The 25,656-nt window shown below is 71.4% G+C and carries 23 protein-coding genes and 2 pseudogenes; 18 read left to right on the top strand and 7 right to left on the bottom strand.

Features of this window, described 5'->3' with window-relative positions:
- The 6 genes from ACFYQA_RS16750 to ACFYQA_RS16775 all read left to right on the top strand — a co-directional run.
- On the top strand, positions 1 to 432 hold a 432-nt coding region (locus ACFYQA_RS16750), incomplete at its 5' end, for an alpha-glucosidase C-terminal domain-containing protein (RefSeq protein ID WP_388917653.1).
- Entirely contained in the window at positions 429 to 2,153 is a 1,725-nt protein-coding gene (gene treS / locus ACFYQA_RS16755; protein WP_388917656.1) for a maltose alpha-D-glucosyltransferase, read from the top strand. The genes ACFYQA_RS16750 and treS, both read left to right, overlap by 4 nt.
- A 28-nt stretch (positions 2,154 to 2,181) precedes the next feature.
- Positions 2,182 to 3,540 carry a maltokinase gene (locus ACFYQA_RS16760; RefSeq protein ID WP_388917659.1) on the top strand — a complete coding sequence of 453 codons (1,359 nt, stop codon included), beginning with the start codon at positions 2,182 to 2,184 and terminating at the stop codon, positions 3,538 to 3,540.
- Positions 3,541 to 3,543: 3 nt separating this feature from the next.
- Positions 3,544 to 5,805, top strand: coding sequence for a 1,4-alpha-glucan branching enzyme (glgB, locus tag ACFYQA_RS16765; protein WP_388917662.1), 2,262 nt, complete (start codon positions 3,544 to 3,546; stop codon positions 5,803 to 5,805).
- Between the two features lie 274 nt (positions 5,806 to 6,079).
- The gene (locus ACFYQA_RS16770; RefSeq protein ID WP_388917665.1) at positions 6,080 to 7,984 is read left to right on the top strand and encodes an AMP-dependent synthetase/ligase; all 1,905 of its coding nucleotides are present in this window, start codon (positions 6,080 to 6,082) and stop codon (positions 7,982 to 7,984) included.
- A 148-nt stretch (positions 7,985 to 8,132) separates the two neighbouring features.
- Positions 8,133 to 8,567, top strand: coding sequence for an ATP-binding protein (locus ACFYQA_RS16775; RefSeq protein ID WP_386392199.1), 435 nt, complete (start codon positions 8,133 to 8,135; stop codon positions 8,565 to 8,567).
- Between the two features lie 107 nt (positions 8,568 to 8,674).
- On the opposite strand, the gene ACFYQA_RS16780 is transcribed toward ACFYQA_RS16775, so the two are convergent.
- On the bottom strand, positions 8,675 to 9,079 hold the full coding sequence (locus tag ACFYQA_RS16780; RefSeq protein WP_386392196.1) for a PRC-barrel domain-containing protein: 405 nt from the start codon (positions 9,077 to 9,079) through the stop codon (positions 8,675 to 8,677).
- A 264-nt stretch (positions 9,080 to 9,343) separates the two neighbouring features.
- Between ACFYQA_RS16780 and ACFYQA_RS16785 the strand changes: the two genes are divergently transcribed.
- The 5 genes and pseudogenes from ACFYQA_RS16785 (at position 9,344) to ACFYQA_RS16805 (ending at position 15,606) form a co-directional block, all read left to right on the top strand.
- A complete protein-coding gene (locus ACFYQA_RS16785; protein ID WP_388917668.1) occupies positions 9,344 to 9,751 on the top strand; it encodes an STAS domain-containing protein in 408 nt (135 codons plus the stop codon).
- Positions 9,752 to 9,962: 211 nt separating this feature from the next.
- Positions 9,963 to 10,427 (top strand): annotated as a pseudogene (locus tag ACFYQA_RS16790) (RsbRD N-terminal domain-containing protein); the annotation flags it as partial.
- Positions 10,428 to 11,476: pseudogene (locus ACFYQA_RS16795) on the top strand (PP2C family protein-serine/threonine phosphatase); the annotation flags it as partial.
- A gap of 319 nt (positions 11,477 to 11,795) precedes the next feature.
- A complete protein-coding gene (locus tag ACFYQA_RS16800) occupies positions 11,796 to 13,163 on the top strand; it encodes an NAD(P)/FAD-dependent oxidoreductase (RefSeq protein ID WP_388917671.1) in 1,368 nt (455 codons plus the stop codon).
- A gap of 205 nt (positions 13,164 to 13,368) precedes the next feature.
- Positions 13,369 to 15,606 (top strand): FUSC family protein, encoded by a 2,238-nt coding sequence (locus ACFYQA_RS16805; RefSeq protein ID WP_388917674.1) that lies wholly within the window; start codon positions 13,369 to 13,371, stop codon positions 15,604 to 15,606.
- 38 nt (positions 15,607 to 15,644) lie between these two features.
- On the opposite strand, the gene ACFYQA_RS16810 is transcribed toward ACFYQA_RS16805, so the two are convergent.
- From ACFYQA_RS16810 to ACFYQA_RS16820, 3 genes are all read right to left on the bottom strand, one after another.
- Entirely contained in the window at positions 15,645 to 16,076 is a 432-nt protein-coding gene (locus ACFYQA_RS16810; protein ID WP_388917677.1) for a hypothetical protein, read from the bottom strand.
- On the bottom strand, positions 16,073 to 16,918 hold the full coding sequence (locus ACFYQA_RS16815; RefSeq protein WP_388917680.1) for a SigB/SigF/SigG family RNA polymerase sigma factor: 846 nt from the start codon (positions 16,916 to 16,918) through the stop codon (positions 16,073 to 16,075). Before ACFYQA_RS16815 ends, ACFYQA_RS16810 begins: the two co-directional genes overlap by 4 nt.
- Positions 16,919 to 17,122: 204 nt before the next feature.
- Positions 17,123 to 17,566 (bottom strand): ATP-binding protein, encoded by a 444-nt coding sequence (locus ACFYQA_RS16820; RefSeq protein WP_388918076.1) that lies wholly within the window; start codon positions 17,564 to 17,566, stop codon positions 17,123 to 17,125.
- A 452-nt stretch (positions 17,567 to 18,018) separates the two neighbouring features.
- On the opposite strand from ACFYQA_RS16820, the gene ACFYQA_RS16825 reads away from it, so the two are divergent.
- Positions 18,019 to 18,474, top strand: coding sequence for a cyclic nucleotide-binding domain-containing protein (locus tag ACFYQA_RS16825; RefSeq protein ID WP_388917683.1), 456 nt, complete (start codon positions 18,019 to 18,021; stop codon positions 18,472 to 18,474).
- Between the two features lie 117 nt (positions 18,475 to 18,591).
- On the opposite strand, the gene ACFYQA_RS16830 is transcribed toward ACFYQA_RS16825, so the two are convergent.
- Positions 18,592 to 19,209 carry a LysE/ArgO family amino acid transporter gene (locus ACFYQA_RS16830; RefSeq protein ID WP_388917686.1) on the bottom strand — a complete coding sequence of 206 codons (618 nt, stop codon included), beginning with the start codon at positions 19,207 to 19,209 and terminating at the stop codon, positions 18,592 to 18,594.
- Between the two features lie 70 nt (positions 19,210 to 19,279).
- Between ACFYQA_RS16830 and ACFYQA_RS16835 the strand changes: the two genes are divergently transcribed.
- The 3 genes from ACFYQA_RS16835 to ACFYQA_RS16845 all read left to right on the top strand — a co-directional run bounded on the left by ACFYQA_RS16835 (position 19,280) and on the right by ACFYQA_RS16845 (position 21,044).
- A complete protein-coding gene (locus ACFYQA_RS16835) occupies positions 19,280 to 20,176 on the top strand; it encodes a LysR family transcriptional regulator ArgP (RefSeq protein WP_388918079.1) in 897 nt (298 codons plus the stop codon).
- Between the two features lie 163 nt (positions 20,177 to 20,339).
- Entirely contained in the window at positions 20,340 to 20,585 is a 246-nt protein-coding gene (locus ACFYQA_RS16840; protein ID WP_388917689.1) for a WhiB family transcriptional regulator, read from the top strand.
- A 99-nt stretch (positions 20,586 to 20,684) separates the two neighbouring features.
- Positions 20,685 to 21,044, top strand: coding sequence for a DUF488 domain-containing protein (locus ACFYQA_RS16845; protein ID WP_055592860.1), 360 nt, complete (start codon positions 20,685 to 20,687; stop codon positions 21,042 to 21,044).
- Between the two features lie 83 nt (positions 21,045 to 21,127).
- On the opposite strand, the gene ACFYQA_RS16850 is transcribed toward ACFYQA_RS16845, so the two are convergent.
- On the bottom strand, positions 21,128 to 22,801 hold the full coding sequence (locus ACFYQA_RS16850) for an FAD-binding dehydrogenase (protein WP_388917693.1): 1,674 nt from the start codon (positions 22,799 to 22,801) through the stop codon (positions 21,128 to 21,130).
- 17 nt (positions 22,802 to 22,818) lie between these two features.
- A complete protein-coding gene (locus ACFYQA_RS16855; protein WP_388918082.1) occupies positions 22,819 to 23,460 on the bottom strand; it encodes a TetR/AcrR family transcriptional regulator in 642 nt (213 codons plus the stop codon).
- A gap of 164 nt (positions 23,461 to 23,624) precedes the next feature.
- Between ACFYQA_RS16855 and ACFYQA_RS16860 the strand changes: the two genes are divergently transcribed.
- The 3 genes from ACFYQA_RS16860 (at position 23,625) to ACFYQA_RS16870 (ending at position 25,653) form a co-directional block, all read left to right on the top strand.
- On the top strand, positions 23,625 to 24,167 hold the full coding sequence (locus ACFYQA_RS16860; RefSeq protein ID WP_388917696.1) for a hypothetical protein: 543 nt from the start codon (positions 23,625 to 23,627) through the stop codon (positions 24,165 to 24,167).
- Positions 24,168 to 24,360: 193 nt separating this feature from the next.
- Entirely contained in the window at positions 24,361 to 24,858 is a 498-nt protein-coding gene (locus ACFYQA_RS16865) for a hypothetical protein (protein WP_388917699.1), read from the top strand.
- Between the two features lie 48 nt (positions 24,859 to 24,906).
- A complete protein-coding gene (locus ACFYQA_RS16870) occupies positions 24,907 to 25,653 on the top strand; it encodes an MBL fold metallo-hydrolase (protein ID WP_388918084.1) in 747 nt (248 codons plus the stop codon).
- Positions 25,654 to 25,656 lie beyond the last annotated feature (3 nt).

The following is a 25,656-nucleotide window of genomic DNA, read 5'->3' on the forward strand; positions in this document are numbered from 1 at the left end:
AAATACCAGCTCACCCCCCGCGACTGGGCCGGCGCCGAACACCACGGCCGCACCATCACCCCCCTCATCACCCGCCTCAACACCATCCGCCGGGAACACCTCGCGCTGCGGGCGCTCAGAAACCTCCGCTTCCATCACACCGACAACGACGCGGTCATCGCGTACAGCAAGCGCAGCGGAGCGGATGCCGTGCTGGTGGTCGCCAACCTCGACCCCCACCACACCCAGGAGGCCACGGTCTCGTTGGACATGCCGCAACTCGGCCTGGATCGGCATGAGTCGGTACCGGTACGCGACGAACTCACCGGCGAGACCTACCGCTGGGGCGACACCAACTACGTGCGACTGGAACCGGGGCGGGCTCCTGCGCATGTCCTGCACGTCCAGCGACCGCCCGCAGCACAGCGAACCGGAGAGTCAGGAGCGTCATGACTGTCAACGAACCAGTGCTGGACATTTTCGAGGACACTCCGGTCAGGGACCGGGACCCCGATTGGTTCAAGCGTGCCGTCTTCTACGAGGTCCTCGTCCGTTCCTTCCAGGACAGCAACGGCGACGGCATCGGCGACCTGAAGGGGCTGACCGCCAAGCTCGACTATCTGCAGTGGCTCGGCGTCGACTGCCTCTGGCTGCCTCCGTTCTTCAAGTCACCGCTGCGCGACGGCGGTTACGACGTCGCCGACTACACCGCGGTGCTGCCCGAGTTCGGTGACCTCGCCGACTTCGTGGAGTTCGTGGACGCCGCCCACCAGCGGGGCATGCGCGTGATCATCGACTTCGTCATGAACCACACCAGCGACCAGCACCCGTGGTTCCAGGAGTCCCGCAAGGGTCCCGACGGCTCCTACGGGGACTTCTATGTGTGGGCGGACGACGACAAGGGCTATCCGGACGCGCGGGTCATCTTCGTCGACACCGAGGCGTCCAACTGGACGTACGACCCGGTCCGCGGGCAGTACTACTTCCATCGCTTCTTCTCGCACCAGCCGGACCTGAACTACGAGAACCCGCGGGTCCAGGAGGAGATCCTGGCGGCCCTGCGCTTCTGGCTGGACCTGGGCATCGACGGTTTCCGGCTGGACGCCGTGCCGTATCTGTACGCGGCCGAGGGCACCAACTGCGAGAACCTGCCGGCCTCGCACACCTTCCTGAAGCGGGTCCGCAAGGAGATCGACGCACAGTACCCGGACACGGTGGTCCTCGCCGAGGCGAACCAGTGGCCGGAGGACGTCGTCGACTACTTCGGCGACTACGCCGCCGGCGGCGACGAGTGCCACATGGCGTTCCACTTCCCGGTGATGCCCCGCATCTTCATGGCCGTGCGGCGCGAGTCCCGCTACCCCGTCTCCGAGATCCTGGCCAAGACCCCGGCCATTCCCTCGGGATGCCAGTGGGGGATCTTCCTGCGCAACCACGACGAGCTGACCCTGGAGATGGTCACCGACGAGGAACGCGACTACATGTGGGCCGAGTACGCCAAGGACCCGCGGATGCGCGCCAACATCGGCATCCGCCGGCGCCTGGCCCCACTGCTGGACAACGACCGCAACCAGATCGAGCTCTTCAACGCCCTGCTGCTGTCACTGCCCGGCTCGCCGATCCTCTACTACGGCGACGAGATCGGCATGGGCGACAACATCTGGCTCGGCGACCGCGACGCGGTGCGCACGCCCATGCAGTGGACCCCCGACCGCAACGCCGGCTTCTCGTCCTCCGACCCCGGACGGCTCTATCTTCCGGCGATCATGGACCCGGTTTACGGCTACCAGGTCACCAACGTCGAGGCGTCCATGGCGTCGCCGTCGTCGCTGCTGCACTGGACCCGCCGGATGATCGAGATCCGCAAACAGAACCACGCCTTCGGCCTGGGCACCTACACCGAACTCCCCTCCTCCAACCCCGCCGTTCTCGCCTTCCTGCGGGAGTACGAGGACGACCTGGTGCTCTGCGTCAGCAACTTCTCCCGCTTCGCGCAGCCCACCGAGCTCGATCTGAGCGCCTTCGACGGACGCCACCCGGTCGAACTGTTCGGCGGGGTGCGTTTCCCGGCCATCGGCGAACTGCCGTATCTGCTGACCCTGGGGGGCCACGGCTTCTACTGGTTCAGGCTCACCCGAGCCGCGGCCCGCACCCGCATCGGCCGGCGACTGTGACCGTGCGCCGACGACAGGAGGCGTCACCATGACGAAGACCGCATTCCTGCGTCCGCGAAGCGCGGCCGCCGAACCCATGGAGTCGTTCGCCGGGCTGCTGCGCGAGTGGCTGCCGGAGCAGCGCTGGTTCGCCGGCAAGGACCGGCCCGTCACCGACCTCCATGTGCTGTCGATGACGGAGCTGTTCCCCGGTTGTCTGCATCTGCTGGTCCATGCCGGCCACGGCGGTGTGCCCTCTCCCGGGAACACTCCCTGGGCCGGGGACTGCTACCAGCTCCTCCTCGGCGTACGGGAGCATCCTTCGCCGCGCCTGGGCCGGGCGGTCATCGGCAGGGTGCAGGACGGGGCACTGGCCGGGCGCACGGTCTACGACGCGCTCCACGACCCGCGGTCGGCGCAGCTGCTGCTGGAACGGCTGCGGCACCCCGGAGTGGTGGGCCCGCTGCGGTTCGAGGGCGACGCGGCCCGGCGGGTGCCGGCCGGGCTGGTGCCGCGGCTGCTGGACGCCGAGCAGTCCAACTCCTCGCTGGTGTACGGCGACGAGTTCATCCTGAAGGTCTTCCGACGGATCCAGCCCGGGGTCAACCCGGATCTGGAGGTGCCGGGCGCACTGGCACGGCAGGGCTGCCACCGGGTGCCCGCCCCGGTGGCCTGGCTGCGCACCACTCATCCGTTCAAGGCGACGCTCGGCGTCCTCCAGCCGTTCCTTCGCAATGCCTCCGACGGCTGGACGCTGGCCCTGGAGGCGCTGGCCGCCGGTGACGACTTCACCGCGCAGTCGCATGCCCTCGGCCGGGCCACCGCGGACGTGCATCTGGCGCTCGGCGCGGCCTTCCCCGTCGGCGGCCCCGGGAAGAACGGGCTGACGGCGGAGGGGATGACCGAGCGGCTGACCGCCGCCGCGCACTCCGTACCCGTGCTCCAGCCGTTCGTACCCGGTCTGAAGACGGCGTTCGCCGCACTCGCGACCTGCGATCCCGGGCCGCCCGCCCAGCGCATCCACGGCGACCTGCACCTCGGACAGGTGCTGCGGGCCGGACGCGACTGGTTCGTCATCGACTTCGAGGGCGAGCCGTCCCGGCCGCTCTCCGAACGGCGCAGCGCCCACTCCCCCCTGCGGGACATCGCCGGGATGCTGCGCTCGTTCGACTACGCCGCCCGCCAGCGCCGCCCCTGGCGCCCGGAGTGGGCGCGCCGCTGTCGCGAGGCCTACTGCGCGGGCTACACGGTTCGCGCCGGCTGGGACCCGCGCAAGAAGCACGGCCTGCTCCGCGCCTATGAAACGGACCGGGCCGTGTACGAGGTGCTGTACGAGGCCCGGCACCGACCCGACTGGCTGCCCGTACCCATGGCGGCAATCGAGCGCCTCGCCGTGAGAGGAGACTGAGCCGTGGCCCTGCACGACACACCGCTTCCCGAGTCGGCCGGGTCCGTCCCGTCCGCCCTGTCCGCCCTGTCCGCCCTGTCCGCCCTGTCCGCCCCGGAGACATACGGGGCCGCACCCGCCCTCGATCCCGTCGACCGGGGGCGCCTGCTGGCAGGCGCCCACCACGATCCGCACGCGCTGCTCGGCGCCCACCCGGTGCCGGGCGGCATCGCCTTCCGGGCGCTGCGGCCGTTCGCGCGCACGGTGAGTGTGGTCACCGGCGGCGAGCACACCCCGCTCACCTCGGAGGGCGACGGCATTTTCTCCGGGGTCCTGCCGCTGGACGCGGTCCCCGCGTACACGCTGGTGGTGGCGTACGGCGACGAGGACGCCGTCGAGGTGCACGATCCGTACCGGATGCTGCCCTCGCTCGGCGAACTGGATCTGCATCTGATCGGCGAGGGGCGCCACGAGGAACTGTGGACGGCGCTCGGCGCGCACCCCATGACCCACCAGGGGGTGACCGGCACCCGCTTCACCGTGTGGGCGCCGAACGCGCAGGGCGTCCGGGTCGCGGGCGATTTCACCTGCTGGGACGGGACGGCGTTCCCGATGCGCTCGCTCGGTTCGTCCGGCGTATGGGAGGTGTTCCTGCCGGGGATCGGCGAGGGCGCCCGCTACAAGTTCGAGGTGCACTCCCGGTACGGCGGGCGGGCCCTGAAGGCCGACCCGATGGCGCGCCTCGCGGAGGAGCCGCCGAACACCGCGTCGATCGTGACGGCCTCGCACTACACGTGGGACGACGCCGCGTGGATGAAACACCGCGCCCAGGTGCCCGTGCACGAGGCTCCGTTCTCGCTGTACGAGGTCCATCTGGCGTCCTGGCGGCCGGGGCTGACGTATCGCGAGCTTGCCGAGGTGCTGCCGGCCTACGTCAAGGACCTCGGTTTCACCCATGTCGAGCTGATGCCGGTCGCCGAGCATCCCTATGGCCCGTCCTGGGGCTACCAGGTGACCGGTTTCTACGCGCCCACGGCCCGCCTCGGCACCCCGGACGACTTCAAGTACCTGGTGGACGCCCTGCACCGGGCCGGGATCGGCGTGATCATGGACTGGGTGCCGGCCCACTTCCCGAAGGACGACTGGGCGCTGGCCCGGTTCGACGGGGACCCGTTGTACGAGCCGGGGGACGCCCGGCGGGCGGAGCACCCGGACTGGGGGACGTACACGTTCGACTTCGCCCGGACCGAGGTACGAAACTTCCTGGTCGCCAACGCCGTGTACTGGTGCCAGGAGTTCCACATCGACGGGCTGCGGGTGGACGCCGTCGCCTCGATGCTCTACCTGGACTACTCGCGGGACTCCGGCCAGTGGGAACCCAATGTGCACGGCGGCCGGGAGGACCTGGCGGCGATGGCGTTCCTGCAGGAGATGAACGCGACCGTGTACCGGCGGTGCCCGGGAGTGGTGACGATCGCGGAGGAGTCGACCGCGTGGGGCGGGGTGACCCGGCCCACCGACACCGGCGGTCTGGGATTCGGCCTGAAGTGGAACATGGGCTGGATGCACGACTCGCTGCAGTACATGAGCCACGAGCCGGTCCACCGTAAGTACCACCACCACGAGATGACGTTCTCGATGGTGTACGCGTACAGCGAGAACTACGTGCTGCCGATCTCCCACGACGAGGTCGTGCACGGCAAGCAGGCCCTCGTGTCGAAGATGCCCGGCGACTGGTGGCAGCGGCGGGCGAACACCCGGGCCTACCTCGGCTTCATGTGGGCCCACCCCGGCAAGCAACTGCTTTTCATGGGACAGGAGTTCGCGCAGGGCGCCGAGTGGTCCCAGGAGCACGGCCCGGAGTGGTGGCTGCTGGACGACGCGTACCGCTTTGCGAGTGACCACCGCGGTGTACAGGACCTGGTGCGCGACCTCAACACCCGCTACCGGGCGACAGGCGCGCTGTGGCAGCGGGACACCGATCCGGGCGGGTTCCGCTGGGTGTCGGTGGACGCGGCCGAGGACAACGTGCTCGCGTTCCTGCGGTACGACCGGAACGGCACTCCGCTGCTCGCGGTGTCGAACTTCTCCCCCGTCGTCCGGCACGACCACCGGCTGGGGGTGCCCGACGACGTGGTCGCCTGGCGGGAGGTCCTCAACACGGACGCGGCCCGCTACGGCGGCGGTGACGTCACCAACCCGGACCCGGTCAAGCCCGAGGACGGCAGCGTCGGCATCACCCTCCCGCCCCTCTCGACGGTGTGGCTGGTGCCGCACGACCTGTGAGGCCCGGCGGCCCTCCCGCCCCCCCGTACTCGTGTCCGGACAGCGACCGGACACGAGTACGGCGCGTACCTGCGGAATGCCGGGGCGGAAGGCCCCGGCGGGGAATACGGGCGGAATGCGCGGGCAGGCTCGGGCCACCGGAGCGGCGTGATCATCAATGTGGCCACAGTTCCGGCGATCCGGCCCCGGAACGCTCGGGCTCGGCTACATTCAGGCACCGCCGATGACTCCGCTCGTCGGCCGAGTCACAGCCCGTACATGTCAGGAGCAGTGCATGCGCGACCTCGCTCTCGCTCCCCAGGCCGCCTCACCCCTGACGGGCGGCCTCGCGGACAGTCTCTTCGAGACGGCGGCCGAGAGCCCGAACCTGCCGATGCTCGCCCGCCGTGCCGATCCGGCCTCCGCGTCCTGGGAGGAGGTCACCGCGCTGGAGTTCCGCGACCAGGTCGTCGACCTGGCCAAGGGGCTGGTCGCCTCCGGACTGTCCCCGGGCAACCGTGTGGCGATCATGGCGCGGACCCGTTACGAGTGGACGGTCCTGTGCTACGCGCTGTGGACCGTGGGTGCCGAGGTCGTCCCCATCTATCCGACCTCCTCACGGGAGCAGGTGGAGTGGATCCTCAGGGACTCCGGATGCGTTGCCGTGGTGGTCGAGGACGAACAGGGTGTGATGACCGTCGGGTCCGTGTGCGCCGCGCTGCCGCGGCTGCGGCACGTCTGGCAACTGGACTCGGGTGCGCTGGACCAGCTGGTGGCGCGCGGCGAGTACATACCGCCGGCCACGGTCGACTCGTTGCGCAGGATCGTGCTGCCGGACTCCACGGCGGTGATCGCCTACACCTCCGGCACCTCGGGGCAGGCCATGGGGTGCGCGCTGAGCCACCGCAATCTGGCCGCCCCCTGCGACACCCTGCTGGAGGGCTGGTCCCGGACCGCGGCGGAGCCGGGCGAGCAGGGCGTGGTCCTCGCCTTCCTGCCGTTCTCCCATGTGTACGGGCTGATGATCCAGGGGCTGTGCGTACGGGGCGGCCTGCTGATGGGGCACGAGCCCGATCTCGGCTCGGAGGCCCTGTCCTCGGCCCTGCGCACCCTGCGGCCCACCTATCTGTACGCAGTCCCCTCGCTGCTGGAGAAGATCTACAAGAACTTTCTGCGCGCCTCGCAGCAGGCGGGCCGCGGGGCTCTGTTCGAGCGGGCCGCCGACACGGCCCGTGACTTCGCCGCCGCCGTGGAGCGGCAGCGGCTGGGCCGTGGCTCGGGGCCCGGCCTCGACCTGCGGCTGCAGCACGCCCTGTACGAGCGGACGGTGTACCGCAGGCTGCGGGCCGCGCTGGGCGGCCGGGTGCGCAGGGCCACCTCGGGCGGCTCGACACTCAGCCGCGATCTGTCCCTCTTCTACGAGGGCATCGGCATCTACGTCCACGACGGCTACGGGCTCACCGAGACCAGCGGCGGAGTGACGATGCAACCACTCGGCCGGGAGAAGTCCGGCACCGTCGGACGAGCGCTGCCGGGCAACGAGATCCGGGTCGCCGACGACGGGGAGATCCTGGTGCGCGGGCCGTCGGTGTTCCAGGGCTATGCGGGCGACGAGGCCGCCACCCTGACCGCACTGGCCGGTGGCTGGCTGGCCACGGGGGACATCGGCCGACTGGACTCGGAGGGTTACCTGACGATCACCGGTCGCAAGAAGGACATCATCATCACCAGCAGCGGCAAAAGTGTCGCGCCCGCGGCCCTGGAGCAGCGGCTGCGGATGCATCCACTCGTCCACCAGGCCGTCGTGGTGGGGGACGACCGGCCCTGTGTGGGGGCTCTGATCACGCTGGACCCGGAGTTCCTCACGCACTGGCGCGGGGCACTTTCGATGCCGGGCGACGCGCCCACGCGCGAGGCCCGGGAGGAGAACGCGTTGCGTGAGGAGATCGCGAGGGCGGTCACCGCGGCGAACAGCAGCGTGTCCCGTTCGGAGTCGATCCGGGTGTTCCGGGTGCTGCCGGAGCCGTTCGACGTGACCAACGGGCTGCTGACGCCGTCGATGAAGCTGCGCCGGGACGAGATCGTGCAGCGCTACGCCCTGGAGATCGACGCGATGTACCACTCCCGTTCGCGTCCGGAGCGGGAGCCGCTGCCGGAGGAGCCGTCGGTCTGGGACGACTCGGACAACGTCTTCCGCTGACCGCCGGGGGTGACGTGCCCGTCACCCCCGGCTCACATGGATACGGGCGCGTAGGGTCCGGCGGCCCGGGAACCCACAGACCAGGAGAACGAAGGAACGTACGGCACATGAACGACTGGCCCGTGGTAGCCGGGGCAGGGAAGGCGACATGGCATCCGAGCCGCACAGGGACAAGTCACTGGCCGCAGAGGAAATCACCGAACGCGTCGTCGGCTTCGCCGGGGAGTTGCACGACGTCACCGACGCACGACTGGTGGCGGAGGAGTTCCTCCTGGACCTGGCCCGCATCTCCCCGCCGACGGCTCCGGAGCACTGGGACGACATCCTCCTGGTGGTCACGGAACTCGCCGCCAACGCGGTCCAGTACGCGCCGGGACCGTTCCGGCTGCGGCTGCGCAGGACATTCGACGGAGTGCATGTGGTGATGCACGACACGAGTACCACCGAGCCCGCGCCCCGGCCCTTCAGGCCGAGCCGCGGCGGGGGCGGGATCGGCTGGCACCTGATCCACACACTGTGCGATCAGGTCAGCGTGGTCGGCGCCGCCGACGGCAAGGACATCCATGTGTTCCTGCCCTGGTGACGGCCACCTGCCCCGGGGACGCCCACGCCGGGCTCCGTACGGTGCCGGCCGGTGTCCGGTACGGGGATCACCGGCCGGCGTCAGGCACGGACATCACCGGGCGACGGTCATCCGGCCGGGGTGCCGGGAGCGTGCTCGGGCGGGGGCTCGGGCCGTGTCAGCGCCCAGTAGTAGTCGCCGACCGTCGTGAGGTAGCCCGGGTCCATGGTCTCGCTGTCGGTCCTGAACCGGGGCGCGGCCTTCACCTCGGGTCTGGTACAGGACACGGTGATCTTCCGATCGCCGGTGTCGACGGCGGAGACGACGCCGACCGGTACGAGGAGACTCCGGCCGAACACCCAGACGCCCGTGTCGACGACCAGGTGCCGCATGGCGTGATGGTCGGCCTGCCGGTTCACATGGCCGATGGTGCTGCCGTCGCTCGCGACGACGGTGTATCCCGTGAGGTCCGGGTCCTGCCCCTGGGCGGGACCCGGCTCCGGCGCGTATGACCAGATACTGTCCGTGGGCACGCTGCTCCTTGCCTCCCCTGTGATGACGATCCCGGAGCGGGCGGGACCCGCTCTCCGGCTCCGTCCGTCTCCACAGCAGCCAACTACCCGCCTGGAGCGGGCGCATTCGGCCGGCGAAGACACAAAACCCGCACAGGTCCAGTCCTGTTTTGAAAGCCTCACCCACCGGACCCGCACGCACGGACCGGCATGACGTGGTGATCCCGGGGTAGGCGCCCGCGCGTGCGGCCGGACCCGGCCGTCGGCTCGATGTGGGAGGTATGTGTGTCCATGGCCCTGAACCCGCTGTCCGTGGAGGTGACCGTGGTCCGGGAGGATGTCGCCCTGCTCACGGTGCAGGGCGACCTGGACGCCGACACCGGGACCGAATTCCAGCATCACCTGGCCAACCAGCTCCATCACGGGCGTCGGCACTTCCTGCTGGACCTGGCGGCGGTCCCCTTCATGGACTCGTCCGGAATGAACATCATCCTGCGCGTCTACCGGGAAGCCCGGGAACTGCCGGGCAGCGTGCACATCATCTCCCCCACGCCCGCGGTGCGCCGCATCCTGGACCTGACCGGCGTGAGCATCACGGTCCCGGTGTCCCAGAGCGCCGAGGAGGCGCTGGAGCGGGTCGACGCCACGCCCGGTGGGCCACAACAGCCGGAGACAGGACGACCGGAGTCCTGAGCCGAGCCCGGGGAGGTCCGGCGCACCGTCGCGTCGGACCTCCCCGGCTCCCGCGCGGGCGGCGGGCGCCCACCGTCCGCGAGGCCCCCCGCTCCGGCACAGGATGCCGCACGGGCCCGGAGCGTCGTCAGAGTGGTCGTCCGGCCAGGTCTCGGCACCTTTCCGTGGCCCGGCGCGGTAGCGGTGCCGAAACGACGACGAGGAGACACAGGTGCCTGAGCACGAGGCGGGCGGACCGCTGGGAACGCCGACGCTCGAGGTCAGGGACTTCCTGCGGCGCAGGCGTGAGCAGATCGCACAGCGGTGGGCGGACGAACCCCTGTTCCGTACGGTGTTCACCCTCTCGCGCGACGAAGCGGTCGAGGCCGCCAAGGCAGTTGTCGACGCCCTGGCCCAAGTCGCCGACGCTCAGCGGGTCGAGGACTCGGACGCCGCCGGATTCACCGGTGTGCGGGAGCAGTTGGCACGGATGAGCACATCCCGCTCCCGGGCGGGGCTGTCCATCACGCAGGTGTCGAACGAGCTGGCCGCCCTGTGGCCGCCGGTCGACAAGCTCCTCGCCTCCGAACTGGAGGAGATGCCGACCGAGCAGCTGCGGGCCTGCACGACCACGCTGAGCACGCTCATGGGCACCCTGCGCGTGGTGGCCATGCAGACGGCACTGAGCGAGGGACAGGTCGGCATCTGGCTGTTCGACGAGGAGGACGATCCGCACCACCCCGCGACCCGTCCGGCCGCCACGGTGCGCGCGGCCCGTACCGGTCGGCCGCAGTACGCCGCCGACCATCCGGGAGGGATGCGCGACGTGGACGACCAGCCGCCCTCCGTACTCCACCCGACCGGCCCCTGCTCTGCGTCCCGTTGCTGACGCATCGGGCTCCGCTGGGCGTGCTCACGCTGTCGCCGCCCGGTGGGCGCTGGGATCCGGACGACGCGGTGATGCTGATCGAACTCACCCGCAGGGCCGGCATCGCCATCGACAACGCCCGCCGCTTCGAGCACAACCGGGACATCGCCGAGACGTTGCAGCGTGCCCTGCTCACCGAACTGCCCACGACGCCGGGGCTGAGTCCGGCCGCACGGTATCTGCCGGCCACCCACGGCATGAACATCGGCGGCGACTGGTACGACGCCTTCCACCGGCCGGACGGGAGTCTGATCACAGTCATCGGCGACGTGACCGGGCACGGGCTGCACGCGGCGGTCATGATGAGCCAGTTGCGCACCGCGCTGCGCGCCTACGCCGTCGACGACGGCAGTCCCGGCCGGCTGCTGAGCCGACTGCACAAGTTCCCGCACCGGCTCCAGCCGAACCTGTACGCCACAGCGGTCATCGCCCGGTTCCACCCGGACGAGTCCACGCTGACGTGGGCCGCCGCGGGGCACCCGCCGCCGGTGCTGCGGCTGCCCGACGGCCGGGTGCGCATCCTGGACGCCAAGCCGGGCGCGATGCTCGGCATCCCGCTGGAGCAGGAGATCGCCGACCACACCGAGCGGGTGGCGCCCGGCTCGACGCTGACGCTCTACACGGACGGGTTGGTCGAGCGCCGTGCCGAGGGTATCGATCCGGGCATCGAACGGCTCTCGGCCGCGCTCGGTTCGTTCGGCCCCGCGGAGCTCGACACGGACCTGGAGGACGCGGCGGACCGGATCCTGAAACCTCTCCTCAGCGACTCCGAGCGCGACGACGACGTCTGTCTGCTGCTCTGCCATCTGCACGGCTGACCGCCGCTCGCCGTTCCCTCTCACCGGTCACCGGTCGGCGTTCGGGTGTGCCCGCCGGGCGGCCGGGCACCCGCCGTACGGACGCGGGTACCCGCGGCCCCGCCCGCACCACGGTTCTCCCGGTGCGTTCCGGCGCCGGTGCGGGCATCGTGGTGCTGGACATGTGCGCGTGCCGGATCGGCGTCCGGACCCGGCGCGGAGCGCTGCCGCGATCGTGGTGCGCTGCGATCGGAGAGGTGCAAGGCAGCGCTCCAAGGACATGTGAAGGGGCGTCGACGTCCGAGACGGACCGTGTGGAGCCGCAGAAAGGGATGAACACGTGACACGACCCAGGATCCTGGTGGTGGGCGCAGGCTTCGCCGGAGTGGAGTGCGTCCGCCGACTGGAGCGGAAGCTCTCCCCCGGCGAGGCCGAGATCACCCTGGTGACACCGATCTCCTACCAGCTCTATCTGCCGCTGCTCCCCCAGGTCGCCTCCGGTGTGCTGACCCCGCAGTCGGTCGCCCTGTCGCTGCGCCGCAGCACGAAGTACCGCACCCGGATCATCCCGGGCGGTGCCATCGGCGTGGATCTGAAGGCAAAGGTCTGCGTCATCCGCAGCATCACCGGCCGGATCGTCAACGAGCCGTACGACTACATCGTGATAAGCCCCGGCAGCGTCACCCGCACCTTCGACATCCCCGGGCTCACGGACCACGCGTTCGGCATGAAGACACTGGCCGAGGCCGCCTACATCCGCGACCACGTCATCGCCCAGCTCGATCTCGCCGACGCGAGCGAGGATCCGGCCGAGCGGGCCTCGCGGCTGCAGTTCGTGGTGGTCGGCGGCGGCTACGCGGGCACCGAGACCGCCGCCTGTCTGCAGCGTCTGACCCATGCCGCCGTCGAGCGCTACCCCCGGCTGGACCCGGGCCTGATCAAGTGGCATCTGATCGACATCGCGCCGAAGCTCATGCCCGAACTGGGCGAGAAGCTCGGGCGCAGCGCGCAGGAGATCCTCACCCGGCGCGGCATCGAGATCTCGCTCGGCGTCTCCATCGCGAAGGCGGGGCCGACGGAGGTCACCTTCACCGACGGCCGGGTGGTTCCCACCCGCACCCTCATCTGGACGGCCGGCGTGGTCGCCAGCCCGCTGATCGCCACGCTCGGCGCGGAAACCGTGCGCGGACGGCTCGCGGTCAACGCGGGCATGTGCCTGCCGGGCGAGGACGGGGTGTTCGCCCTCGGTGACGCCGCGGCGGTGCCCGACAACGCCAGGGGCGTGGAGGGCGCGGTGTGCCCGCCGACCGCGCAGCACGCCATACGGCAGGGCAAGCAGGTCGCCGACAACATCATCGCGACGCTGACCGGCCGGCCGCTTCGGCCGTACCACCACAGGGACCTCGGACTGGTCGTGGACCTCGGCGGCACCGACGCCGTCTCCAAGCCGCTCGGCGTGGAGCTGCGGGGCCTGCCCGCCCAGGTGGCGGCCCGCGGGTACCACTGGTCGGCACTGCGCACCAATGTGGCCAAGACGAGGGTCATGACCAGCTGGCTGCTGAACTCGATCGCCGGCGACGATTTCGTACGGACCGGCTTCCAGGCCCGCCGGCCCGCCAAGCTGCGGGACTTCGAGTACACGGATGTCTACCTGACTCCGGAGCAGGTACGGACGCACGTCGAGGAGGCGGGCCTGTCCGTGCGGTGACCCGGTCCCCGTGGCCGCTCCGCCCTTCCGCGGGCCGTGCCCGGCCGGTGTTCCGGCCGGTGGGAGCCCCCCGGCGGGTCAGCGGCGGCACATGCCATGCTTGCATCCTGATCAACGCGAGCTACGGGGAGTGTGCGGCGGCGTGAAGGCGGGGCTCTCGGTAGGAACACGGCTGCGGGACCGTCTGGCGGCGTCCGATCCCGGGATGCTGCGGATGACGGCCGGGCTGCGGATGGTGTGCTCGCTCGGGCTGACACTGGCCGTGCTCGCCGTGACGGGGGCCGGTGTCACCCAGCTGGTGGCGGGGGCGATGACCGCGGCGGTCACCAACTTCGCCATCCGGGAGAAGCGGCGCGGAGCCCAGGCCGTCACGCTCGCCCTCGGTCTGCCGGTGGCGCTGGTGTCCGTGTCGCTGGCCGCGGTGCTGAGCGAGCGGACCGTTGTCGGGGACCTCTTCTTCGTCGTCCTCATCTTCTGCGCGGTGTACGCCCGCCGGTCCGGCGACCGCGGGACCGGGCTCGGGCTGATCGGCTTCCAGGTCTATTTCGTGTCCCTGTTCATCGGCGCGTCCGTCGACAGGCTGCCGGAGATCTGGGCCACCCTGGCCATCGCGTTCGGATGCAGTGCCGTCATTCGGTTCGCCGTCGTCCCGGTGACCCCGGCCGGGCTCCTCGCGCGGCTGCGGGAGGCCTTCCGTGCCCGGCTGGCGCAGCTCGTGACGGCGCAGCTGGTGCTGCTCGACGCCGACGGCGACGAGGTGGACAAGGCTCTGGCGGACGTCCGCGCGGGTACGGCCCGACTGCACGAGACGGCCCTGATGATCCAGACCCGGCTGGAGCGGGGCACCCCCGACGTGTCGTCGGCACGGCTGGTGCAGCGTCGGATCGCGGACGCCGAGATCTCCGCCGAGCGGCTCGGCCTGCTGCTGCTCACCTCCCGCAGCGCCGAGCGCGCAGACACACTGACCCTGCACCTGCCGGGCGCGCCCGCTCCCGAGGCCGGCCGTATACCCGCGCCCGACGAGGCCACCGCTGCGCTGCGCCGCGATCTGCTCGCCCTGCGCACCCAGGTTCTGCACGCCGGGCCCGGCGTGCAGGGGACGTCGATCGCGCATGTGCGCAACCGGCTGCTCTCCTACCGGGACGAGGAGAACCTGCCGGCCTGCTCCCCGGCCGTCCAGGACGTGTTCCGGGCCATCGGCGAGGCGTCCCGCGCGGTGATGGGCCTGCGGATCGCCCTGGACGGTCCGCAGGACGAGTCGGACGACACCCCCGCGACGGCCAGGTCCCGGGAGGAGCTGGACGCCGAGGACGCCGCGATCGACGCCGTCGAGGAGGACGAGCCGGCCGAGGAGGCCAAGGGGCTGCGACGGCCCACCACCCGGGCCGCCGTGCAGGTCGCCGTGGGGTCGTCGCTGGCCATCGCCGGCGGTGAGCTGCTGCCCTCCCAGGGCTGGCACTGGGCGGTCCTGACCTGCTGGCTCGTCTTCATCAACACCGAGTCGACGGGCGAGATCCTGGTCAAGAGCTACCGGCGGCTGCTGGGGACGGTGCTCGGCGTCGTCGCCGGCATCGCACTGGCGGGGCTGGTGGGCGGGCACACCTGGACCGCGTTCGCCCTGATGCTGGTGCTGATCTTCGCGATGGCGTACACGGCCCCGCTCTCGTACACGCTGATGTCGTTCTTCGTGACCGCGATGGTGGGGCTGCTGTACACGCTGCTGCACACCTACAGCTGGGAGGTGCTGGTCCTGCGCGTGGCCGAGACCGCGCTGGGCGCCGCCTGCGGGGTGTTCGCCGCGTTCCTGGTGCTGCCGGTGCGTACCGATCGGCGGACGAACGAGCTGCTGGGTACCGTGCTGGACCGGCTCACCGAGGTCACCGAGGCTGCCGTCGACCAGCTCAGCGGCGGGCCCGCCGCCGATCTGCTGGACCGGGCGCGGGAGCTGGACAAGGCGCTGGGCGAACTGCGCGCCGCGACCAAGCCGCTCACCCATCCGGTCACTCCGCTGCGGGGCCGGCGCGACACCGCGCGGTACGTCGTCGCGCTCCTGGAGACCTGTGCGTACCAGGCGCGCTCGCTGGCTGCGACGGCCGAGCTGTTGCCGGCGCATCCCTCGATCGCCGCGGATCCCCGGCTGCGCGGGGCGACGGCGCGCACCGTGCGCAACATCGCGACGATCGCTGCCCGGGTCGCGGGCGAGGACGCCACGGCCGGGATCGAGACGGGGCCGAGCTTCGCCTCGCTGCTGGGCGGTTCCGACGGTGACGGCGCGTCGCGCTACGGCCGGATCACCGGCCGGGTGCTGCGGCATCTGGAGCGGCTGGACGAGGCGGTGGTGGGCCTCGCCCGCCCGCTGGACGTCCCGCTGGCGAGCGACGGCCGAGCGATGAGGACGGCGCGCCCGGAGGACGTGAGCGACGGGCCCGGGCGTCGTGGGTAGCGGGTGGTGACGGTTTCAGACGTCGGTGACTGGCGGGTTCAGAAGTCGGTGGGAAGGCCGCTGACCTCGGCGATGCCGCGCAGTTCGTCGTTCTGCCGGTGGCGCTGCCTGATGTAGTCGGCGATCTCGTCGAGGCGGGACGGATCGGCTGCGGTCGTCGCGTCGGTGACGACCCTGACCGGTCCGCTCTCGTCGACCTCCAGCTCGACCACCTCGTTGTCCATGCGGCCGGTGACGGCCGTGGCGATGACGAGGGCGGCCTCGTCGCGGACCTCCTGGGGCAGTTCCTCGTCACCCTCGTTCAGGGCGAGGTCGAGACCGGACAGCCGGTGTTCCTCGATCGCCCGGAGCACCGGCTCCACCACACGGAGCAGCAGGCGGTAGTCCTCTGTGTCCATCCGGACGCTCAGGAGGTCGAGGTAGACGTCCACGGGCCGTCCGTCGTCCGGCGGAATCTCGGATTCACTCATCGGCTCCGTGCTCCCCTCATTCGGCCGCCCATGGCGTCGGCGCGTACCCGGGCGCAGCTCCGGCTGATCAGCCGGGAGACGTGCATCTGGGAGATCCCCAGCTGGGCGGCTATGCGGCTCTGGGTCATGTCCTCGAAGAAGCGCATGTACAGGATGGTGCGTTCGCGTTCCGGCAGGCGGCGCAGGCCTTCCTTGGCGGACTCACGGTCGACCACGATGTCGTAGGAGGCGTCCGAGGCACCCAGGGTGTCGGCCAGGCTGTAGCCGTCGTCGTCGGGTGACATCTCCGCGTCCAGCGACAGGGTGCTGAAGCTCTCCAGCGCCTCCAGTCCGGCCGTGACCTCCTCCTCGGTCAGTCCCGTGTGCCGGGCGATGTCGGCCGGGGCGGGTTCGGGACTGCCGGGCGTCTGAGTGAGGTCCCGCCGGGCGATCCGTACCTTGTTCCGCAGCTCCTGCACGCGGCGGGGCACCCGCAGGGCCCACATCCGGTCCCGGAAGTGCCGCTTGACCTCTCCGGTGATGGTCGGGACGGCATAGCTCTCGAAGGCTCCGCGGTCCGGGTCGAAGCGGTCCACCGCCTTCACCAGGCCGAGTGCGGCCACCTGGCGCAGGTCCTCGACGGATTCGCCGCGGTCGCGGAAACGGCCTGCGATGCGGTGGGCCATGGGCAGCCACGCGGTGACGAGCTCGTCGCGCACGGCCTCCCGTTCGGGGCCGCCCTCCAGGGAGGTCAGCCGGGTGAACAGAGCGGCGGTTTCGGGGGCGTCGTCGTGCCGCCTGCGGCCTCCTGCGGCGGTGGGGGCGGGGGTGTCGGGGCGGTCGGTGGACGTGTCTATGAGCATACGGTTTCGCTCCCGAACAGTTGTTGTCATGGGCGATCCACCGTGGGGCGGTCGCTGTGAGGACGTCCGGAGGGAGTGCCACAGCAGCCGTGCCTCTCCCGCTGGTGCGCCGTCGGTCCGAGGTACGACCCTCCGACTGCCCTGGACCAGGTGGCGCAAACTCCGCTTCACCGCGCAAATCCGGGGAAAGGGGCCGACGGCAGTTCAGGGCAGGGGGACCAGCGCGCTGATGCACTTGCCGCCCGTGGGCAGGTCCCGGACGCGGATGTCGCGGGACAGCAGGCAGACGATGGGCCAGCCGTGACCGCCGGGCGTGAGGCGTCCCTGCGGGCCGGCCGTGGGCCGGGCGACGGGCAGTTCCGTACTGCGGTCGCTCACCGACACCCGTACGCCGGGTCCGGCGACGTCCACCCTGACGTCGGTGACGCCGCCGCCGTGCAGGATCGCGTTCGTGGTGAGTTCGGAGGCGACGAGCAGGGCGTCCGCGAGGGCGGCGGCGTCGCACGGGGTGTGCGTGGCGCGGCAGCGTTCGCACACCGCCCGCTGCACGGCCTCACGCACCTGGGCCGGCCGGTAGGGGCGCCGGGGTGCGGCCCGGACGGTACCGGGCGGTTCCCTGTACGGCCCTCCCATGGCGGGCGGTTCCATGGCGGGCGGCTCTGCGTCGGCTGAAAACATGTGCTCCTGGCACATCGTCCGGCTCCCTGTTCGATGAGAAAGGTCACCCTCTTGCGGCTGACCCCTCATGACACCGGCAAACCTTTCGGCCCGTTCCGGAGCGGCTGTCGTCTCCACGGCGCACCGGAGCAGCCGGCCGGCTCGAGGGATGCGGCGACCGGCCCCGGGGTGAAACAGGTCACCTGCCCCGATTCCGGCGATGCGAGCCCAGAGAGATGGTTTATCGTTCACATATACGTGGTGACGGAGTCGACGACCGTCCTCCCTGACCACCTTGTGCGGCCCTGGCTGGCTTCCCCCGTCCAGCCAGGGCTTTCCACACCCCGGACCACGGCGTCCGCCCTCGTCGAGGTGCCCCGGACGACGGCAGCGGCTCCAATGGACGTAGGACCGTCCGACGGCCCGGCGAGGAGCCCCGCCCCATGACCAAAGCGATCAAACTCCTGACCGCCCTGCCTCCCCCGCAGCGGGAACGCATGATGGCGCTCGCGCGGGAGGTGTCCTTCCCCGAGGACACCCGGATCTTCGAGGCGGGAACCACCGCCGACCGCTTCTGGGTCATCCGCTCCGGGGCGGTGTCGCTCGATCAGCGGGTGAACGAGCTCCAGCGGGTCACGGTCGCCACGCTCGGCGCGGGCGACCTGCTGGGCTGGTCCTGGCTCTTCCCGCCCCACGAATGGGACTTCGGCGCCGAAGCCTTCAGCCAGGTCCGCGCCTACGAGTTCGACGCGGCGGCCGTCCTGCGGCTGTGCGAGGAGGATCCGGCGCTCGGGCTGACGCTGGTGCGCTGCGTCGCCGAGATCCTCGCGCACCGGCTGGAGGCGACGCGGGTCCGGCTGATGGAACAGCCGACGACGCGTACCCGCGGAGTCTTCTGAGGCCGGCTCCGGCGGATCCCGTCGGAGCCGGGCGCGCTCGTCTCACACCCGGTAACGGCGCAGCGCCGGCATCGCGGCGGCCAGGACGAGCATCACCACGACCAGCAGCCCGCCGCCTCAGCTTCCGGCGACGAGCGTGCAGCCGAGGACGATCATGGTGACGGCGACCAGGCCGTCCAGGACCCGCCAGGCGGTGGGCCGGGCAAGGAAGCGGCTCAGCAGCCGGGCGCCGAAACCGAGGACGGCGAACCAGCAGAGGCTGGCCAGCACCGCGCCGAGGCCGAACGTCCAGCGCAACGGCCCGTGGTCGGCGGCCACGGAGCCCAGCAGGAACACGGTGTCGAGGTAGACGTGCGGGTTGAGCCAGGTCATCGCCAGGCAGGTGAGTACGGCCCGGCGGCGCGAGGTCACGGCCTCACCCTCCGTCTCGAGTCCGGCTCCGGCCGGCCGGACCGCCCGCCGCGCGGCCAGGACGCCGTAGCCGAGGAGAAACACCCCGCCGATCCAGCCGACCGCGCTCAGCGCGCCGGGCCAGGCCACCACCAGGGCGCCGATCCCGCCGACGCCCAGGGCGATGAGCAGCGCGTCGGACACCGCGCAGATGCCCACAACGGCGAGTACCGCCTCCCGGCGGACGCCCTGGCGCAGGACGAAGGCGTTCTGGGCGCCGATGGCGACGATCAGGGAGAGGCCGGTGCCGAATCCGGCGGCGGCGGTGGTCAGGGCGGTGGTCATGCACAGGACGCTAGAGGTCGCGTCTCATTGCAGTACAGCTAATGTTTCTTACGTACCCTTAGCCGATGTGATGGAAGACCTTCCGCTGGACCAGGTGCGGACCCTGCTCGCCGTGGTGGACGAGGGCACCTTCGACGCGGCGGCCGCGGCCCTGCATGTGACGCCCTCCGCGGTGAGCCAGCGGGTGAAGGCGCTGGAGCAGCGCACCGGGCGGGTTCTGCTGCTGCGGACCCGCCCGGTCCGGCCGACCGAGTCGGGCGAGGTGCTGGTGCGGCTGGCCCGCCAGGTGGCGCGGCTGGAGCGGGACGCGTACGCGGAGCTGGGGCTGAGCCCGGCCGGAGAGGCGACCCGGGTGTCGGTGGCGGTGAACGCGGACTCGCTGGCGACCTGGTTCCTCGGGGCTCTCACCCGCGTCCCGGCCGAGCTGCGCCTCTGCTTCGAACTGCACCGCGAGGACGAGTCCCACACCGCCGCGCTGCTGCGGGAGGGGGTGGTGATGGCCGCGGTGACCTCCTCGCCGGACGCGGTGCCGGGCTGCTCCGTACGACTGCTGGGACGGATGCGCTATCTCCCCGCGGCCGGCCCGGAGTTCGCCGCGCGGTACCTCACCGGGCCGTTGGAGGAGACGCTGCCGCGGGCGCCCGTGGTGACCTTCGACCGGCGGGACGACTTCCAGGACGCCTTCGTCCGCCGGCTCACCCGCGGCCGCACCGGGGCGAGCACGGGCCGGCACCTCGTTCCGACCTCGGAGGGGTTCGCCGAGGCGGTCGCCGCAGGCCTGGGCTGGGGCATGGTCCCCGAGGCACAGGCCGGTCCCCTGCTGCGGGCCGGCCGGCTCACCGTCTTCGCCCCGGACCGCGCGGCCGACGCGCCCCTGTACTGGCAGCAGTGGAAGCTGGACTCCCCCGCCCTGGCGGCGGTGGCCGAGGCGGTGGCGGCAACTGCGGCGACCGCGCTGCGGAGTTGAGGGCCGGCACCGTGCCCTCGTCGTGCTCGTCGTCGGCCGGGCCAGTGGTGTCCGCGGTGACACGCCCCGCCGAAGCCGCTGTTTCATCCCGTGGCGACAGGTGACCCGTAACGGAGTACGGCACCCCAAGGGTGCGCATCCACTGCGAATCAGGTGATTTTCCATGGACGACTGGCGGACCCGCGCGGCCTGCCGGGACGAGGATCCCGACCTCTTCTTCCCGATCGGGACCTCCGGCCCGGCCCTTCTTCAGACGGAGCAGGCGAAGGGGGTGTGCCGACGCTGCCCTGTCCAGCAGCACTGCCTCGACTGGGCGTTGGACACAGGGCAGTCCCTCGGGGTGTGGGGCGGCACGAGCGAAACGGAGCGGCGCGCGCTGAAGCGCCGCCTGAAGGCGCGCCGCGCCTGAGGCAGGCCCGCGTTCCGGCCTGCCCGTCCGGCCTGCCCGCCGTGCCCGGCCCGGTGGGCGGCGTTAGGCTCGCCGGGAGAGCGCGGGAAGGGACCGATCATGAGCGTGCGTGTGCGCCGTGTCTACGAACCACCCGAGCCGGACGACGGGATCCGTGTCCTGGTCGACCGGCTGTGGCCGCGTGGCCTGGCCAAGGACCTGGCCCGCGTGGACGAGTGGCCCAAGGGTCTGACGCCGTCGACGGACCTGCGCCGCTGGTACCACACGGGCGAGCGGCCGTACGAGGAGTTCCGCGGGCGCTACGAGAAGGAGCTCGCCACTCCCGAGGCTGCCGAACTCCTCGAACACGTAAGGGATCTGGCCACGCGGGGCCGGGTGACGCTGGTGACCGCGGCCAGGGAGCCGGAGACCAGCCACGCCGAGGTGCTGGCCCGCCTCCTCGACGACCGGCACGGCTGAACCCTCCGGCCGCTCCGGCGTGTCCGAGGCGCCGGAGCGGCGGGCAGCGGCCGTGTCCCTGCCTGCGGCCCGCCCCGCACCGGCTACGCCGTCTGCCGCCCGGCCGCCCGCCCCGCCGCACGGCCCGAGAAGAGGCAGCCGCCGAGGAAGGTGCCCTCCAGGGCGTTGTAGCCGTGGACGCCTCCGCCCCCGAAGCCCGCGACCTCGCCGGCCGCGTACAGCCCCTCGATCGGCCTGCCCCCGCCGTCCAGCGCGCGGGAGTCGAGGTCGGTCTGGATGCCGCCGAGGGTCTTGCGGGTGAGGACGTGCAGCTTGACGCCGATCAGCGGACCGGCCGCGGGGTCGAGAATGCGGTGCGGGGTGGCCACGCGGCCGAGACGGTCGCCTATGTAGCGGCGCGCGTTGCGGATGCCCTGCACCTGGGCGTCCTTGCTGAAGGAGTGACCGAGCTGCCGGTCGCGGGCCTCGATCTGGCGCCGGACGGCGGCCGCGTCGAGGAGCGGCTTGTCGGTGAGGGCGTTCATCCGCTCGACGAGCTGCTCCAGGGTCGAGGCGGTCACGAAGTCCGCGCCCTCGCGCAGGAAGGCGTCGACCGGGCCGGGGGCGCCCTTGCCCAGGACGCGTTCGCGCAGGAACCCGGTCCGGTCCTTGGCGGTGATGTCGGGGTTCTGCTCGGAGCCCGAGAGCGCGAACTCCTTCTCGATGATCTTCTGGGTGAGGATGAACCAGGAGTGGTCGTGGCCGGCGATGTCCTCGGTGGTGCGCAGGTGCTTGAGCGTGCCCAGGGTGTCGTAGCCGGGGAGGCAGGGCTCGGGCAGCCGGCGGCCGAGGGCGTCGAACCACATCGAGGACGGTCCGGGCAGGATGCGGATGCCGTGCCCGTGCCAGACCGGGTCCCAGTTCCGTACACCCTCGGTGTAGTGCCACATCCGGTCCCGGTTGACCAGGCGCGCACCCGCGCGCTCGCTGATGTCGAGCATCCGCCCGTCCACGTGGGCGGGGACCCCCGTGACCATCTCGCGGGGCGGGGTGCCGAGCCGCTCGGGCCAGTGACGGCGGACGATGTCGTGGTCGGCTCCGATGCCGCCGCTGGTGACGATCACGGCCTGGGCGGTGAGTTCGAAGTCGCCGATCGCCTCGCGGCTGGAAGCGACGCCGCGCGGGGCGTCGTCCGGGGCCAGGACGACGCCCCGCACTCCGCTCACGGCGCCGTCCCGGACGACCAGTTCGTCGACCCGGTGCCGGTGGTGGAAGGTGAGCAGACCGTCGCGCGAGGCCTGCCGGGCGTGGCCGACGAAGGGTTCGACGACGCCGGTCCCGGTGCCCCAGGCGATGTGGAAGCGGGGCACGCTGTTGCCGTGCCCGTCCGCGCGGAGGTCACCTCGTTCGGCCCAGCCGACGGTGGGCAGGAAGGAGATGCCGTGCCCGGTCAGCCAGGACCGCTTCTCCCCCGCCGCCCACTCGACGTAGGCGCGCGCCCAGCGCACCGCCCAGGTGTCCTCGTCCTCGAGCCGGTCGAATCCGGCGCTGCCCTGCCAGTCGCTCCAGGCGAGCTCGAAGGAGTCCTTGACGCCGAGGCGCCGTTGCTCCGGGGAGCCGACGAGGAACAGCCCGCCGAAGGACCAGAAGGCCTGTCCGCCGAGGTTGGCGGCGTTCTCCTGGTCGACGAGGGCGACCCTGCGGCCCCGGCTGGTCAGTTCGTGGGCCGCGACCAGGCCCGCGAGACCCGCTCCGACGACGATGACGTCGGCATCCATGGCGAGAAGTCCCTTCCTCATCCGCGTCGGTGCGCGGCCGGTTCGGCGCTGCCGTCGGTCAGCAGCGCGGTCAGCAGTTGTTTCAGCCAGGCGCGGGCGTGCTCGACGTCCCCGTCCAGCAGCAGTTGGGTGGTGACTCCGTCGTACGCGGCGACCACGGCGTGCGCGGCGTTCTCGGCGGTGCCGAGAACGGCGGGCAGTCCGGTGTGGCCGCGGGCCCGGCCCAGGTGGTCCGTGATGGCGCCGCGCAGCCTGGCGCGGTGCTCCAGCAGGGTGCGGGAGATCTCCGGGTCACGGGCGGCACGCACGAGGAAGTCGGTCTTCACCAGCAGCCAGTCCCGGTCGAGCAGCAGTACCTCGGTGACGCGGTCCACGGCCGCGGGCACGTCGAGGTCGGGTCCGCCCACGGCGAGGGCACCGGAGACCTGCTCGGCGATCAGCTCGGCGCGCTCCGCGTACAGGGCGAAGAACAACCCGTCCAGGGTGGCGAAGTTCGAGTAGAAGGCGCCCCTGCTGTATCCGGCGGCCTCACAGACCTCCTCGATCGAGACGTGCCCGAAGCCCTTGGCCGCGAACACGGCGAACGCCGCCCGGAGGAGGTCGGCGCGCGTGCGGACGCGGCGTCTGGTCACCCGCCCGCCGCTGCCGTCCACGGTCATCCCGCCACCCCCGTCGATACGGGAACGTATCCGATGCATCGCTGTATCCCAAGCCCTCGGCGGCTGTCCCGTGACAGCGATCCTTGAGTGTGTGCCATCGAGCCCTGAGCGGCACTGTCCCCGGAGGGCTTTCCCCGAAAGCCGACCTTTGTCATGATCCGGCCATGACCGATCACACCTCGCCCGTGTACGAGGCGCGCTACGGCTGGGACCGCAGGACCAGGGGACTCGTGGCGGCCTGCGCCGTCTTCACCGCCGTCCTGCTGCTTCCGGAGGCGCCGCTGCTCGCGCAGCTACTGGGCCTGCCGCTGTCCGGCGGGGGCGGCCTGTTCATGGCGTACGCCGCGTCGAGCGGCAAGGTCGCGTTCCGGGTGGACGAGACGGGTGTACTCCTCGGCGGGAACCCCGCCCGGTACAGGGCCACCACCGCCCACGTACCCTGGGACGACATCACAGGTTTCGTCCTCTGGCACCAGGCCATGGGTGGCCCCTCACTGCCCTGCATCGGGGTCACCCGGAGGAAGGGCGCTCCGTCTCCGCCCGGGAACTTCCCGAAGCTCCGTGCCGCCCTGCAGTATCTCGTTCCGGTGCCCGCCGATGGTGCGATGGCCTCCCGGGTCGTGACCGGGTGGCGCTTCGACAAGGCCCGAATGGTCGCCGCTGTCGCCCACTTCGCGCCCGAAATCCCCGTGAGGGACCGCCTGTAGTCGAAGCGCACCTTGTGCGCGCGCACGCTCATGCACCGTCGATCAGGATTCGTGGCCCGAGGTCGGTCTTCGAGGGCACAGGACAGCGGCGGAAGGTTCGGGGACTTCCCGCCACCGGGAAGTCCCCGAACTCCTCGACCCTCCCGAGGAGGCCGCCCTCCCTCATCAAGTAGAATTTTCATTCGAATGCGAGTTGCGCTGCGCTCATGAGCGCCTGGTCCTCTCCGCCGGAACGGCGCCCGGATTCGCCGCCGGGGACGACCCGTTCACCGTGTGGACGCCGTTCGCGCTGTTCACCCGGGCACTGCTCGAGGCGGCGGGCCGGTGCTGGGGGCTCGCGATCCTCGGCCTGCTGGACCGGCCCCGGAACGGGACGGCGGGGACAGGGGGCAGGGACCGGATCCTCCACCGCGCCCTGCGGTACGGGGCGCTTGCCGCGCTGCCGTGGTACGTGCTGCACCAGCCGGTCGTGGTCGCCTTCGCCTACGGACTGGTCGGCTGGTCCGTGCCGGCGGCGGTCAAGTACACCGTGTTCGCGCTCTCCTCACTGGCCGTCATTTTCACCGTCCATGAGTACAGGGTGCGCAGAACCCGGGTGACGCGCTTCCTGTTCGGGATGCGCACCGCGTCCCCGGCCCGTTCCGTAGCGGCTGCGACACGAACGGAACCGCCCCCTGGGACGACGTCCTGATCTGCTTTCCTGGTGGCTTCCGGCAGGGACGACGGACTCGGAGCGATCATGCGCGCAGAGGTACGACAGGTGGCCGAGGGCACCCACCTGGTGCACGGCTCCCACACCAACTGGGTGATCCTCCGGGAGGGGGGCGCCGTCACACTGATCGACACCGGGTACCCCGGTGACCGCGAGCAGCTCCTCGCCTCCCTCGCGGAGGTGGGCGGTTCACCGGAATCGGTCGCGGCCGTCCTCATCACCCACGCCCACACGGACCACCTGGGCTCCGCCGAGTACCTGCGGGCCACGTACGGCACGCCCGTGTACGCGCACGAGGCCGAAGTCCCCCACGCACGTCGGGACTTCCTCCAGCAGGTGAGCGTCGGACAGGTCCTGCGCAACAGCCTGCGGCCGGGTGTGCTGCCCTGGGCACTGCACGTGCTGCGCTCCGGCGGCACGGCGCACGTGCCGGTTGTCGCACCCGAGCCGTTCCCGCGGTCCGGTCCGCTGGACCTGCCCGGCCGGCCGGTGCCCGTGCACACGCCCGGCCACACCGACGGACACTGCGTCTTCCATCTCCCGCACCTCGGGGCGGTGGTGTCCGGCGACGCCCTGGTGAGCGCCCACCCGACGTCCCGGATCGACGGACCGCAGCTGCTGCCCCGTATGTTCCACCACGAGCGGGACACCGCCCTCGGCTCGCTGGACATCCTGGCCGAACTGGCGGGCGACCTGACACTTCCCGGACACGGCCCCGCGCACCGGGGACCACTGAAGGACGCGGCGGAGCTGGCCCGCGAACGCGCGCAATAGGGT

The organism is Streptomyces sp. NPDC005774 (assembly GCF_042871645.1).
In the GTDB taxonomy this organism is placed as follows: domain Bacteria; phylum Actinomycetota; class Actinomycetes; order Streptomycetales; family Streptomycetaceae; genus Streptomyces; species Streptomyces pratens.